The sequence below is a fragment of the Ancylobacter sp. genome, assembly GCF_965229075.1.
In the GTDB taxonomy this organism is placed as follows: Bacteria; Pseudomonadota; Alphaproteobacteria; order Rhizobiales; family Xanthobacteraceae; genus Ancylobacter.
Window position 1 is genome coordinate 3,000,784 of sequence record NZ_CBDDIO010000002.1, and the last position, 12,977, is coordinate 3,013,760.

Consider the following 12,977-nt stretch of genomic DNA (forward strand, 5'->3'; position numbering starts at 1 on the left):
AGCGCCATAGGGCGGGGGCGCCGGTTCCCGAGAGCCGGCAGCGCGTCATCGTCAGGAGATTTGAATGTTCCGTACTGTTCTCTCGCGCGGCCTGCTCGCCACCTCGCTTGTCGCCGGCGCCGCCACCTTGGCCGCCGCGCCGGCCTCGGCCCAGACCAAGCGCGTCGAAGCCGGCTCGCTGGCCTGCACGGGTTCCAAGTCGGTGAGCTTCATCATCGGCTCCAAGCGCACGCTGGACTGCACCTTCACCACGGTGCGCGGCAAGAAGTTCGCGTATGAGGGCTCGATCCATCGCTGGGGCCTCGATATCGGCATCACCGGCCGCAACATCCTGCTGTGGACCGTGCTCGCCCCGTCCAAGGGCGTGCGCTCGTCCGATCTCGACGGCACCTATGTCGGCGTGTCCGGCAGCGTGGCGCTCGGCGTCGGCGTGGCCGGCAACGTACTGGTCGGCGGTTCCAACAAGACCATCGCCCTGCAGCCGATCAGCGTCGAAGGCCAGACCGGCGTGAACGTCGCGCTCGGCGTGGGCGATCTGCACCTCGTCTCCAAGTGAGCCGCGTCTCCACGTGAGCCGTACGGCGCCGCGGCGCCGTCGTGAGACAGAAAAGCCCGGCGGCACCCCGCCGGGCTTTTTTCATATCCGCACGAGAAGTTGACGCGGCAGGTGAAATAAAGGGCGGGCTTCCGGCGTACTCTCCGCAGCATCCAAGAGGAGCCTGCCATGCACATACGCCGTCGCCGGTCCTGGGAACTGCCGGAGAGCGCGGTCACGCCGGAAGCCACCTATCTCTCGCGCCGCAATTTGCTGGGCGCCGGGGTGGGGCTGCTCGGTGTCGCCGGCCTGTCCGCCGCGCTCGCGCCTTTCGCCGACGCCGCCCCGGCCCCGGGCGATCCCGCCAACGACCCCACGCGCGACCTTTACCCCGCGAAGAAGAACACCGCCTTCACCGCCGGCGACCGGCCGATCACGCCGGAGGAGATTTCCGGCAATTACAACAATTTCTACGAGTTCGGCTCGGAGCGTTCCGCCTACCAGATCGCCGATGTGGCGGCGCGCATGCCGCGCCGGCCGTGGACGGTGAAGATCGACGGACTGGTGGAGCAGCCGCGCGAGGTCGGGATCGACGATCTCATCCGTGCCATGGCGCTGGAAGAACGCATCTATCGTCACCGCTGCGTCGAGGCCTGGTCCATGACCGTGCCGTGGACGGGCTTCCCGGTGAAGGACCTCGTGGCCTATGCCAAGCCGCTCTCCGGCGCCAAATATGTGCGGTTCGAGACCTTCATGAACCCGGAAGTGGCGCTCGGCCAGCGGCGCTTCATCTACCCCTGGCCCTATATTGACGGGCTGACCATGGCGGAGGCGAACAACGACCTCGCCTTCCTCGTCACCGGCATCTACGGCAAGCCGGCGCCGAACCAGTACGGCGCGCCTTTGCGTCTCGCCCTGCCGTGGAAGTACGGCTTCAAGTCGGTGAAGTCGATCGTGCGCATCTCCTTTGTCGCGGAGCGGCCGGTGGGGCTGTGGGAGCAGGTGCAGGGCCGGGAATATGGCTTCTGGGCCAATGTGAACCCGGAAGTGCCGCACCCGCGCTGGAGCCAGGCCTCCGAGCGCGACATCGGCACCGGGGAGCGCCGGCCGACGCTGCTGTATAACGGCTATGGCGAGCAGGTCGCGGGTCTCTACAAGGGAATGTCGGGCGAGAAGCTGTTCATGTGAGGCGAGGCGGCGCGCCAGCGTCTGAAAGAAAAATGGCCGGGTCCCAAAAGGGCCCGGCCAAAGTTTTCGCTGCCGAAGCAGCGAACCTTCCAGAGGGGAACAGCCGAAACGCAAGGCGCCTCGGCGTCTGGTCCTGTTATGCTCATATCGCGGGCATTCTGCAATAATGTATGCCTGCATGGCAGGCATGCGTAATTGCATCGGGCGTTTCTTATGGCTGTCACTGCCTGCGAATTGGGCGCACGTGTTACCTCCGTGAGTCGTTTCGCCTGTCGCAAAAGGGCGGAGCCGCGTATATTTCCGCCCCATCCGCCGCAGAGCGGGATGTTTCAGGGAGGAGCGCCATGCTGGTTTCCCGTCGTGCGCCGATTCTGCCGGTCGCCCTTTTATCGCTCGCCGTCGTTTTGTGCGCCGCGCCGGCTTCCCGCGCCGCGGCGCCGGAACTGGTGGCGGTGGCCGATATCGGCTTCACCGATTCGTCCGGCGAGCCCGCCGACCAGCGCGCCGCGCATGAGACGCGGCGGATCGCGCTGACGCAGGAGGTGCGCGGCGGCATCGGACAGGATGGCAAGCTGCAGAGCCTGCCGCTTGGCTGCGACGGGGCCTGCCGGCTCGATGCGGAGGGGGTGGAGGCGCTGCGCCAGCGGGCGAAGGCGGAAGGCGCGCGGTTTCTGCTGGTGGGCAGCGTGCACAAGATGAGCACGCTGGTGCTGTCGATGCGGGTGGCGGTGCTCGACACCGCGACCGGCAAGCTGCTGTTCGAGCGGCTGCTCAGCTTTCGCGGCGACAATGACGCGGGCTGGCAGCATGCCGGCGACTATGTCGCCCGCGAGGTGGCACAGGCCCTGCCGCCGGCGTGAGGACGGCAGGGCGCGCTCAGAAGCTCCAGCGCTGCGCCTTGGCGACCAGGAAGTCGCGGAACACCTGGATGCGCGCCACCGAGCGCATTTCCTGGGGGTAGACGAAATAGGCTTCCAGCGTCGGCGTGGTCCGCTCGGGGAAGAGCTGCACCAGCGTGGCGGAATCCTCCAGCAGATAATCCGGCACGATGCCAATGCCGACGCCGCGTTCCACCGCGCGCTTGAGGCCGAGCACGTTGTTGACCGACAGCGAGGGCACGCGGCCTTCCTGGTCGTCTTCCAGCCCGGCCCGTTCCAGCCAGTTCAGCCCCTGGAAATAGGAGGGGATCGGCCCGCCGAGCAGGATGATGCGGTGCTTGTCCTTGTCGAGCTCGTCGAGCGAGCGCGGATGGCCGTTGCGCTTGAGATATTCCGCCGAGGCGAAGGCGTGGAAATGCACGGTGAACAGCTTGCGCTGGATCAGGTCCGGCTGCACCGGCTGGCGCAAACGAATGGCCACGTCCGCCTCGCGCATGGCGAGGTCGAGCTCGTCATCGGTGAGGATGAGGGTGATGCGGATATCGGGATAGAGTTCGAGGAACTCGCCGATGCGGGCGGTCAGCCAATGAGTGCCGAGGCCCATGGTGGTGGTGACTCGCAACTCGCCATTCGGCTTCTCGCGCGAATCCGTCAGCTTGGCCCGCGCCGCTTCCAGCTTCATGAACACTTCATGCGCGGTGCGGTAGAGCAGGTCGCCTTGTTCGGTCAGGATCAGCCCGCGCGCATGGCGGTGGAACAGCGGGATGTTGAGTTCCTGTTCCAGCGCCGAGACCTGCCGGCTCACCGCCGATTGCGACAGGCCGAGCGCTTCACCCGCATGGGTGAACGAACCCGCTTCAGCCGCGACGTGGAACACTTTCAGCTTGTCCCAGTCCATGTCACGGGCGCGATTGGCCTTGTTGTCCATCCGACGGGTGCCCTCGTTCATTCGGCGGCTTGGGCGAGCGGCTCACGGGCGGCGAGGAAGCGCTCGGCTTCCAGTGCCGCCATGCAGCCCATGCCGGCGGCGGTTACCGCCTGGCGGAAAATGTCGTCGGCGACATCGCCGGCGGCGAACACGCCTTCCACCGAGGTCTGGGTGGAATGCGGGGCCGTCCAGACATAGCCGCTGGGCTTCAGCGTCAGCTGGCCCTGCACCAGATCGGTCGCCGGCGCATGGCCGATGGCGATGAACACGCCGTCGGCCCGGCGCTCGGACAGCGCGCCGGTGACGACATCCTTCAGCACCACGCCGGTGACGTGGGGCGGTTCCTGCTCGCCCTTCACCTCGTGCAGGGCGGCGTTCCACACCACCTCCACCTTGGGATGGGCGAACAGCCGCTCCTGCAGGATCTTCTCGGCGCGGAAGCTGTCGCGCCGGTGCACAACCGTGACCTTGGAGGCGAAGTTGGTGAGGAACAGCGCTTCCTCGACCGCGGTGTTGCCGCCGCCGATCACCATCACTTCCTTGCCGCGATAGAAGAAGCCGTCGCAGGTGGCGCAGGCGGAAACACCGTGCCCGCGATAGGCCTGCTCGGAATCGAGATCGAGCCAGCGCGCCTGCGCCCCGGTGGCGAGAATGACGGTCTCGGCGATCCACACCCCGGAATCGGTCTCGGCCCGGAACGGGCGGGAGGAGAGGTCGAGCCGCGTCACCAGATCATTGACGATGCGGGTGCCCATCTTCTCGGCCTGCGCCTGCATCTGCTCCATCAGCCACGGGCCCTGGATCGGATCGGCGAAGCCGGGATAGTTCTCCACATCGGTGGTGATGGTGAGCTGCCCGCCGGGCTGGATGCCCTGGATCAGCACCGGCTCCAGCATCGCGCGCGCGGCATAGACGGCGGCGGTATAGCCCGCTGGGCCCGATCCGATGATCAGGACCTTGACGTGGTTGGCCGGGCGGGCGGAAGAGGCCGACATGGCAGGCTCACTAAAGTTGCGGCAGGGGGAAAGCGCGGCAGGGAACGCGGCCGACACATGAGCGCCGTGCACGGGCCGCTGCGTTAGCCATGCGAAAATGTAGGAGCTGACCTTGGCAACCGCAAGGCAGGCGGTTCCTATCCATTAGTTTTCCAGAAGGAAGATTGCGCGGGGCTCGCGCGCAAGATAATTGCTCTGGCCGGCGGCGGCATTCGCGTCGCGGCCAAGGGCGCGCCAACGGCCGCCGCACACGGAGATACCCCCCTTGGTTCGCCGCATCGACGCGATTGACTGGAACATCCTTCGCGAGCTTCAGGGCGATGGCCGCATCACCAATGTGGAGCTTTCCCAACGGGTCGGCATTTCCGCGCCGCCCTGCCTGCGCCGCGTGCGCGCGCTGGAAGAGGAAGGCATCATCAAGGGCTACCGGGCGCTGCTCGACGAGAAGAAGCTCGGCTTCGACCTGATGGCCTTCGCCATGGTCCACCTGATCAGCCAGGCCGAGGCCGACCTTTCCGCCTTCGCCGCGCAGGTCGAGCGCTGGCCGCTGGTGCGGGCGTGCTGGATGCTCTCCGGCGAGACCGATTTCATCCTGCTCTGCGTCGCGCCGGACCTGCGGACCTTCCAGAACTTCGTGCTGGAACTGACAGGGGCGCCGAATGTGCGCAATGTGAAGACCGCGCTGACGCTGCAGCAGTCGAAGGACGCCGCGGTGGTGCCCATGGAAGGGAATGTCCCTTGATCGTCGCCACCGCCACCGACACCGCCTATGTCGAACTGACCGCCGTTCTCCTGGCCTCGATCGCCGACCGGGCCGGCGACGCGGTGAGCGCCGTCTGGGTGTTCTGCGACCGCGTGTCGGACGAGGACAAGCGGCGGATGGCCGCCAGCTATGGCCGGCCGGACCTGCATTTCCTCGATATTGACGACGACATGGTCCGGCATTTCGCCACCGGGCCGGTGAACAACCACCTCTCGCGCACCGCCTATGCTCGTATCCTCATGCCGCTGACGCTGGCCGAGGAAACGGGGCGGCTGCTCTATGTCGATTGCGACACGCTGATCGCCGCGCCGCTGGCGCCGCTGGCCACCCTGCCGATGCAGGGTTTCGCGGTGGCGGCGGTGGACGATGTCGCCCGGCTAGTGCCGCAGCGCCACATCACCCGCAACCGCGCCATCGGCCTGCCGGACGAGATGCGCTATTTCAACAGCGGTGTGCTGCTGATCGATCTCGACGCCTGGCGGCGGGAGCGCGTGACCGAGCGCACGCTCGAATTCATCGCCTCGCGGCCCTCGCTGCCGATGATGGACCAGGACGCGCTCAACGGCGCGCTGCGCGGGGAATGGCTGCCGCTCGACGAGAACTGGAACATGCACCACCGGCTGGAGAAGGGCGTCTACAAGGCCGACCCCGCCGTGTGGGAAGGCGCCCGCATCGTCCACTTCATCGGCCAGGTGAAGCCCAACTACACCGACTGCAATCACCCGCGGCGCGACCTGTTCATGGCCTATCGCGCCCGCACGCCCTTCGCCAATGCGCCGCTGAAGACCAAGCTCGGCCGCAAGGTGGAGAAGCGCGCGCGCAAGCTGCGGCGGTTCTTCGGCAAGCTCAAGCGTCGCCTTTTCGGAGCCTAGGGATGGCACACAGCCTCGTCGACGAATATGCGAAGCTCCATGCCCGCCACCGCTACGGCGCGACGGCGCGGCATGCGCTGGCAGATATGCTCCCGCACATCATGGCGCTGAAGCCCGCCTCGCTGATCGATTTCGGCTGCGGGCAGAGCAAACTCGCCTTCCTCATCGCCGCTAAGGCGGGGATCGGCGAGATCCACCGCTACGACCCCGCCATTCCCGCCATTTCCACCCTGCCGAACAAGCGGGTGGAACTGGCGGTGAATGTCGATGTGATGGAGCACATTCCGGACGAGGAAATCGACGCCGTGCTGGCCTCCATCGCCGCGACCGCGACGCAGGCCCTGTTCGTCATCGACACCGGCCCGGCCAAGATGCTGCTGTCCGACGGGCGCAACGCCCATGTGTCGCAGCACGGCGCGGCGTGGTGGCTGGCGCGGCTGAAGCCGCATTTCCCCACCATCCGCGAAATGCCGATCCATCGCCGCGCCCGTATCGCCTTCAAGACCTGGGACGGCGAGGTGAGGGGGCTCACCGGCCTCGCCGTGCGGGCGCGCGAGCGGGTGATCTACCGCACGCAGAAGCTGACGCGCACCGCGCATCGCAAGCTGTTCGGCACCAAGCCGCGCGGGGGCGCCCGGTGAAGCTGCTGGTCCTGCGCGACAAGAAGCCGGGGCATTTCAACCAGGCGGAAGGCGTCGCGCTGGCCATCGGGCGGCTCGCGCCCACCGAGGTGGCGCGGCTCGACATCCGCCCCACCTGGTTCGCGCATGACGATGTGCGCAAATTCGTCATGCGCCGCTATGGCCGCGACGCCGGCACATGGCTGCGCTCCATGTATGCCATTGAAGCGTCGACGCTGAAAAAGCCGGATGTGATCGTCGGTTCCGGCCGGCCGACCATCGCCGCCGGCATTCTGCTGAGCCGGTTCTTCGGCGGCGTGCCCTTCGTCTATTCCGGCGGCATTGGCGGCTATGACACGCGCGAGGTCAGCCTGATGATCGTCGCCTCGCCGCGCGCTGCCGGCAATCCGCGTTCCGCCTGGGCGCCGATCCCCTCCATCGTCGATCCCGCCGACTACGCGGCGCCGCGCCGGCTTTCGACGCTGGCCGACCTGAAGGGCGCGGAGATCGCGCTGCTGGTCGGCGGCACCGCCTATCGCAAGGAATGGCCCGAGGGTGAGTGGGACGCGCTGCTGCGGCTGGTGCGCGATGTGGCGCGCGAGCATGGCGTGCGCTGGCGGGTGACTACTTCCCGCCGCACGCCGGACGCGGTCGGCGCGCGCCTCGCGGCACTGGCGGGGGAGGGCGTGCTCGCCGAGTTCATCGACTACCGCACCGCCGGGCCGGGCTCGGTACGGGCGCTGTTCGGCGCCGATGCGGTGGCGGTGACGGAAGATTCGATGAGCATGCTGGTGGAAGGGCTCACGGCGCAGCGGCCGGTGATCGGCCTGCGCTCGGCCAAGGTGCATGACGGCTATGCCAGCGAGGCGATTTCCGCCTGGGCGGCGAAGAGCTGGGCGGCGCCGTCCTTCGCGCCGAGCCTCGCCATCCTGCCGCTCGGCACGGTGAGTGCGGACCAGTTCGCCCGCACGCTGGTCTCGCTGGAACGGCCGACGCTCGATGTGCGCGGCGCGATCGCCGCGATCATCGCCCCGGTGCTCGGGCTGGCTCAGAACCGCGACCACACCTCGTCATAGACGGCATTGATCCGCCGCGCCTCGGTCTCGATCGAGTGGTTATCGACGACATGGCGGCGGGAGGCTTCGGCCATCTCTGCGCGGCTGGTGTCGTCCCGCTGCACGAAGGCGCTTACCGCATCAGCCATGGCGGCGACATCGCCGGGCGGGATGATAGCGCCGGTGCGGCCTTCCACCACCAGTTCCTCGAAAGCGCCGACGCGGGTGGCGACAACCGGCACGGCGCAGGCCATCGCCTCCAGCGGGGTGACGCCAAAACCCTCCCAGCGCTGGGGCGCGACATAGAGGTCGAGCGCGCGGTACCAGCGGGCGATGTCCGAGGTGGCGACCTCGCCGGGGAAGAGGATGCGGTCGGAAAGGCCAGCCTTTTCCACCTTGGCCCGCTGCTCGGCGAAAAAGGCGGTATGCGCCCCCGTCGCCCGCCCCAGCACCACGCCGCCCCAGCCCGGATGGTCGGGCAGCACGCGGATCAGCGCGTCGACGAACACGTCGGTGCCCTTCTGCGCGCGGATGCGGCCGAAGCAGCCGATCATCTTGAGGTTCTCGGGCAGGCCCACGGCGCGCCTTGCCGCCGCCTTGTCAGGCACGGGGGCGAAGCTGCCCATGTCGATGCCATGGTGGATGACGGTCGAGGGCCGCTTGAGATAGTCGGCAGTCTTGGCCGACGTCGAGATCACCGCGTCCATGCGGGCGATCAGGAAGCGGCTCCAGCGCGTGTGCCGGCGCTGCGAGGCGGAGGTGAAAACCAGCGCCAGCCGCATCCGCAGCACATCGCGCAGCACCACGCCGCCGAGCATTTCGACATTGCGGCGGGCGTGCCAGATGCGGCAGGGCCGGCGCGCCGGACGGCCCCAGAAATGGCGGAACATGCCGAGGCCGATGCGCGGCACATGCGCCGCGAGGCCCGAGCCGAAGGCGGCGATGCCGACCTCGCGCGCCTGATAGGGCAGGACGCGCTCCAGGGTGGAGGTGACACCGGAGAGGCGGCGCTTGAAATTCGGCGCCACGACTTCGAGCCGTGCCGGTTCGATCGCCGCCTTCTCCGTCATGTCAGGCCTTGTCCGCGATCAGGCGAAGCGGACGGCGGCGATCTCGTAGGAGCGCGCGCCCTTGGGCGTCACCACTTCCACCGACGTGCCGAGCTTCTTGCCGATCAGCGCGCGGGCCATAGGCGAGGAAATGGAAATACGCCCGGCCTTGGCGTCGGCTTCCATGTCGCCGACGATCTGCCACACGCGCTCTTCCTCGGTGTCCTCGTCGATGAGCTTGACGGTGGCGCCGAACATCACCGTGTCGCCGGTGAGCTTGGCGACATCGATGATCTCGGCGCGCGACAGCTTGTCTTCAAGCTCGGCGATGCGGCCCTCATTGAGCGCCTGCTGCTCCTTGGCGGCGTGGTACTCCGCATTCTCAGACAGGTCGCCATGGGCGCGCGCTTCCGAGATCGCCTCGATGATGCGGGGACGATCCACCTGCTGGCGGCGCTTGAGTTCGTCTTCCAGTGCGGCATGGCCGCCGGCGGTCATCGGAATCTTGTCCATTGGTCTGTTCTTGACCTCCCAAAAGCAAAGGAAGCCCCCGCGGGTGTTCCATCGGGGCCATCTGCCTCAATGAAACGCCCGCGCGGGCTTGGTCCGGTCTGCCGTGAACCCGAGGCGCCGCGAGGCGCCATCAGGCCCGGTCCGGGTTAGAAGTAGTCCTGCAGGGCGCGCACTTCCAGATCGCCGCCAATATAGGCCTTGATTCCGCGCGCCGCCGCGATCGCTCCCGATAGCGTGGTGTAGTACGGCACTTTATGCAAGAGGGCCGCGCGGCGCAGCGAACGCGAGTCCGCGAGCGCCTGCGCGCCCTCGGTCGTGTTGAAGACGAGCTGCACCCCGCCATTCTTGATGGAATCGACGATATGCGGCCGTCCTTCCAGCACCTTGTTGATCTTGGTGCTGGGCACGCCGTTTTCCGCCAGGAAGCGCTGGGTGCCAGATGTCGCGATCACCTTGAAGCCGAGCGAGACAAGAAGCCGCGCCGTATCGAGGATGCGCGCCTTGTCCGCCTCGCGCACGGAGATGAACACCGTGCCCGAGGTCGGCACCTTGGTGCCGCCGCCGAGCTGGCTTTTGGCGAAGGCGACGGCGAAGGAGCGGTCGAGCCCCATCACCTCGCCGGTAGAGCGCATTTCCGGGCCGAGCACCGTGTCGACGCCGGGGAAGCGGGCGAAGGGGAACACCGCCTCCTTCACCGCCACATGGTCGCCGGCGAAGGGCGTGAGCCCGAAGGAGGCGAGCGCCTCGCCGGCCATGACGCGGGCCGCGATCTTGGCGATGGGCTGACCCACCACCTTGGCGACGAAAGGCACGGTGCGGGAGGCGCGCGGATTGACCTCCAGCACGAAGATCTTGCCGTCCTTGATGGCGTACTGAACGTTCATCAGGCCGCCGACCTCAAGCGCCAGCGCCATCTTGCGGGTCTGTGCCTCCAGCTCGGCGATCATCTCTGGGCTGAGCGAATAGGGCGGCAGCGAGCAGGCCGAGTCGCCGGAATGGATGCCGGCTTCCTCGATATGCTCCATGATGCCGCAGATGAAGGTGTCGCGGCCATCGGCCAGGCAGTCGACATCCACCTCGATGGCGTCGGAGAGGTAGCGGTCGAACAGCAGCGGGTTCTTGCCCAGCAGCGTGTTGATCTGCCCGGTCTTGTCGTTGGGGTAGCGCGCCTTGATGTCGTTCGGCACCAGCCCCGGCAGCGTCTCCAGGAGGTAGTCGCCGAGCTGGCTCTCCTCGTGGATGATCTGCATCGCCCGCCCGCCCAGCACATAGGAGGGGCGCACGACGAGGGGATAGCCGAGCTCGGCCGTCACCAGCCGGGCCTGCTCCACGGAATAGGCGATGCCGTTGGCCGGCTGGCGCAGCTTCAGCTTGTCGAGCAGGCTCTTGAAGCGGTCGCGGTCCTCGGCGAGGTCGATCGCGTCCGGCGAGGTGCCGAGGATCGGGATTTCCGCCTCTTCCAGCGCGCGGGCGAGCTTGAGCGGGGTCTGGCCGCCGAACTGCACGATGACGCCGTGCAGCGTACCGGCGGAGCGCTCGCGCTCCAGGATCTCGATCACGTCTTCCGCGGTCAGCGGCTCGAAATAGAGCCGGTCGGAGGTGTCGTAATCGGTCGACACGGTCTCCGGGTTGCAGTTGACCATGATGGTCTCATAGCCCGCATCCTTCAGCGCGAAGGCGGCGTGGCAGCAACAATAGTCGAACTCGATGCCCTGGCCGATGCGGTTCGGCCCGCCGCCGAGAATGGCGACCTTCTTGGCGTTCGAGGGCCGCGACTCATCGGCCGGGACGCCGGCGAAGGGCATCTCGTAGGACGAGTACATATAGGCGGTGGGCGCGGCGAACTCGGCCGCGCAGGTGTCGATGCGCTTATAGACCGGGCGCACATCGAGCGCGCGGCGGCGGGCGGCGACCTCCGCCTCGGTGAGGCGGGCAAGACCGGCGAGGCGCGAATCCGAGAAGCCCATGGCCTTGAGCCGGCGGAAGGCGCCCGCCGTCGTCGGCAGCCCGTGCGCGCGCACCTTGGCTTCCGTGTCGACGATCTCGCGGATCTGTTCGAGGAACCACGGGTCGATCTTGCAGCCGGCATGGATGGCGGCGTCGTCGAGGCCGAGGCGCATGGCCTGCGCCACCTTCAGCAGCCGGTCCGGAGTCGGGGTGCCGAGCGCGGCGCGCACGGCGTTCTTGTCGTCGCCGAGTCCGAGGCCCTCGATCTCGATCTCGTCGAGCCCGGTGAGGCCGGTTTCCAGCGAGCGCAGCGCCTTCTGCAGCGATTCCTGGAAGGTGCGGCCGATCGCCATCGCCTCGCCGACCGACTTCATCGAGGTGGTCAGGGTCGGCTCGGCGCCGGGGAACTTCTCGAAGGCGAAGCGCGGAATCTTGGTGACGACGTAGTCGATGGTCGGCTCGAACGAGGCCGGGGTGGCGCCGCCGGTGATGTCGTTGGCGATCTCGTCCAGCGTGTAGCCGACGGCAAGACGCGCGGCGACCTTGGCGATGGGGAAGCCCGTCGCCTTGGAGGCCAGCGCCGAGGAGCGCGAGACGCGCGGATTCATCTCGATGACGATCATCCGGCCGGTTTCCGGATCGATCGCGAACTGGACGTTGGAGCCGCCGGTCTCGACGCCGATCTCGCGCAGCACGGCGAGCGAGGCGTCGCGCATGCGCTGATATTCCTTGTCGGTCAGCGTCAGCGCCGGGGCGACGGTGATGGAATCGCCGGTATGGACGCCCATCGGGTCGATATTCTCGATGGAGCAGACGATGATGCAGTTGTCCGCCTTGTCGCGGACGACCTCCATCTCATACTCCTTCCAGCCCAGCACGCTCTCTTCCACCAGCACCTCATTGGTGGGGGAGGCGTCGATGCCGCGCTCGATGATCTCGATATATTCCGACTTGTTGTAGGCGATGCCGCCGCCGAGCCCGCCCATGGTGAAGGAGGGGCGGATGATGGCGGGCAGGCCGACCTCTTCCAGCGCTTCCAGCGCCTGCGGGAGGGTCTTGATCTGGCGCGAGCGCGGCGTGTCGAGACCGATCTTGGTCATCGCGTCGCGGAACAGCTCGCGATCCTCGGCCTTGTCGATGGCCTCGGCGGTGGCGCCGATCATCTCGACATCATATTCGTCGAGCACGCCCATCTTGCGCAGCGACAGCGCGCAGTTCAGCGCGGTCTGGCCGCCCATGGTCGGCAGCAGGGCGAAGCCGCCGGGGATCGCGTGGCGTTCCTTGGCGATGATCTTAGCGACGATCTCCGGGGTGATCGGCTCGATATAGGTGGCGTCGGCCAGGTCCGGGTCCGTCATGATCGTCGCCGGATTGGAATTGACCAGGACGACGCGATAGCCCTCGGCTTTCAGCGTCTTGCACGCCTGGGTGCCGGAGTAATCGAACTCGCAGGCCTGCCCGATGACAATGGGGCCGGCGCCGATGATGAGGATGGTGGAGATATCTGTGCGTTTCGGCATCGGATCCCGTGCGGCTCGCGCATTGGTCCGGGCGCACGAAAAAGGACGCGTTGTGCGACGCGTCCTTGGGCGGACCCGGATTGAACTTTCTGGGCGAGGTCACGCCCCGCAATT

General features: G+C 67.3%; 12 protein-coding genes. 7 read left to right on the forward strand and 5 right to left on the reverse strand.

Annotated elements, in window-relative coordinates:
- The first annotated feature begins 64 nt into the window (after positions 1-64).
- From ACO07Z_RS20150 to ACO07Z_RS20160, 3 genes are all read left to right on the forward strand, one after another.
- Positions 65-556 carry a DUF992 domain-containing protein gene (locus ACO07Z_RS20150; RefSeq protein WP_421700336.1) on the forward strand — a complete coding sequence of 164 codons (492 nt, stop codon included), beginning with the start codon at positions 65-67 and terminating at the stop codon, positions 554-556.
- A gap of 168 nt (positions 557-724) precedes the next feature.
- Positions 725-1,723 carry a protein-methionine-sulfoxide reductase catalytic subunit MsrP gene (gene msrP, locus ACO07Z_RS20155; protein ID WP_421700337.1) on the forward strand — a complete coding sequence of 333 codons (999 nt, stop codon included), beginning with the start codon at positions 725-727 and terminating at the stop codon, positions 1,721-1,723.
- Positions 1,724-2,067: 344 nt separating this feature from the next.
- Positions 2,068-2,583, forward strand: a complete 516-nt coding sequence (locus tag ACO07Z_RS20160) for a DUF2380 domain-containing protein (protein ID WP_421700338.1) — start codon at positions 2,068-2,070, stop codon at positions 2,581-2,583.
- 16 nt (positions 2,584-2,599) lie between these two features.
- Here ACO07Z_RS20160 and ACO07Z_RS20165 read toward each other — a convergent pair whose 3' ends face one another.
- Complete coding sequence (locus ACO07Z_RS20165) at positions 2,600-3,499, reverse strand: LysR family transcriptional regulator (RefSeq protein ID WP_162841762.1); 900 nt, start codon at positions 3,497-3,499, stop codon at positions 2,600-2,602.
- A 47-nt stretch (positions 3,500-3,546) separates the two neighbouring features.
- Positions 3,547-4,524: a thioredoxin-disulfide reductase gene (trxB, locus tag ACO07Z_RS20170; RefSeq protein ID WP_421700339.1), complete on the reverse strand. Its 978-nt coding sequence runs from the start codon at positions 4,522-4,524 to the stop codon at positions 3,547-3,549.
- Positions 4,525-4,789: 265 nt separating this feature from the next.
- Here trxB and ACO07Z_RS20175 point away from each other — a divergent pair, with 265 nt between their 5' ends.
- From ACO07Z_RS20175 to ACO07Z_RS20190, 4 genes are read left to right on the forward strand one after another with little or no spacing between them, the layout of a single operon-like run.
- Positions 4,790-5,266: an Lrp/AsnC family transcriptional regulator gene (locus ACO07Z_RS20175; RefSeq protein WP_244375821.1), complete on the forward strand. Its 477-nt coding sequence runs from the start codon at positions 4,790-4,792 to the stop codon at positions 5,264-5,266.
- Positions 5,263-6,159, forward strand: coding sequence for a glycosyltransferase family 8 protein (locus ACO07Z_RS20180; protein ID WP_421700340.1), 897 nt, complete (start codon positions 5,263-5,265; stop codon positions 6,157-6,159). Before ACO07Z_RS20175 ends, ACO07Z_RS20180 begins: the two co-directional genes overlap by 4 nt.
- Positions 6,160-6,161: 2 nt before the next feature.
- On the forward strand, positions 6,162-6,800 hold the full coding sequence (locus tag ACO07Z_RS20185; protein ID WP_421700341.1) for a methyltransferase domain-containing protein: 639 nt from the start codon (positions 6,162-6,164) through the stop codon (positions 6,798-6,800).
- Complete coding sequence (locus ACO07Z_RS20190) at positions 6,797-7,855, forward strand: ELM1/GtrOC1 family putative glycosyltransferase (protein WP_421700342.1); 1,059 nt, start codon at positions 6,797-6,799, stop codon at positions 7,853-7,855. Before ACO07Z_RS20185 ends, ACO07Z_RS20190 begins: the two co-directional genes overlap by 4 nt.
- Here the strand turns inward: ACO07Z_RS20190 and ACO07Z_RS20195 are convergent.
- The 3 genes from ACO07Z_RS20195 to carB form a co-directional block, all read right to left on the reverse strand.
- Entirely contained in the window at positions 7,828-8,904 is a 1,077-nt protein-coding gene (locus ACO07Z_RS20195; protein WP_421700343.1) for a glycosyltransferase family 4 protein, read from the reverse strand. The two genes, ACO07Z_RS20190 and ACO07Z_RS20195, sit on opposite strands and share 28 nt — an antisense overlap.
- A gap of 18 nt (positions 8,905-8,922) precedes the next feature.
- Positions 8,923-9,396 carry a transcription elongation factor GreA gene (gene greA, locus ACO07Z_RS20200; RefSeq protein ID WP_421700344.1) on the reverse strand — a complete coding sequence of 158 codons (474 nt, stop codon included), beginning with the start codon at positions 9,394-9,396 and terminating at the stop codon, positions 8,923-8,925.
- 146 nt (positions 9,397-9,542) lie between these two features.
- Complete coding sequence (gene carB, locus ACO07Z_RS20205) at positions 9,543-12,863, reverse strand: carbamoyl-phosphate synthase large subunit (RefSeq protein ID WP_421700345.1); 3,321 nt, start codon at positions 12,861-12,863, stop codon at positions 9,543-9,545.
- Positions 12,864-12,977 lie beyond the last annotated feature (114 nt).

What these genes read in the sequence shown, in the direction of transcription:
- ACO07Z_RS20165 (WP_162841762.1), bottom strand. Translation starts at nt 3,499, where the DNA reads ATGGACTGGGACAAGCTGAAAGTGTTCCACGTCGCGGCTGAAGCGGGT.
- ACO07Z_RS20185 (WP_421700341.1), top strand. Translation starts at nt 6,162, where the DNA reads ATGGCACACAGCCTCGTCGACGAATATGCGAAGCTCCATGCCCGCCAC.
- ACO07Z_RS20160 (WP_421700338.1), top strand. Translation starts at nt 2,068, where the DNA reads ATGCTGGTTTCCCGTCGTGCGCCGATTCTGCCGGTCGCCCTTTTATCG.
- carB (WP_421700345.1), bottom strand. Translation starts at nt 12,863, where the DNA reads ATGCCGAAACGCACAGATATCTCCACCATCCTCATCATCGGCGCCGGC.
- greA (WP_421700344.1), bottom strand. Translation starts at nt 9,396, where the DNA reads ATGGACAAGATTCCGATGACCGCCGGCGGCCATGCCGCACTGGAAGAC.
- ACO07Z_RS20195 (WP_421700343.1), bottom strand. Translation starts at nt 8,904, where the DNA reads ATGACGGAGAAGGCGGCGATCGAACCGGCACGGCTCGAAGTCGTGGCG.
- msrP (WP_421700337.1), top strand. Translation starts at nt 725, where the DNA reads ATGCACATACGCCGTCGCCGGTCCTGGGAACTGCCGGAGAGCGCGGTC.
- trxB (WP_421700339.1), bottom strand. Translation starts at nt 4,524, where the DNA reads ATGTCGGCCTCTTCCGCCCGCCCGGCCAACCACGTCAAGGTCCTGATC.
- ACO07Z_RS20150 (WP_421700336.1), top strand. Translation starts at nt 65, where the DNA reads ATGTTCCGTACTGTTCTCTCGCGCGGCCTGCTCGCCACCTCGCTTGTC.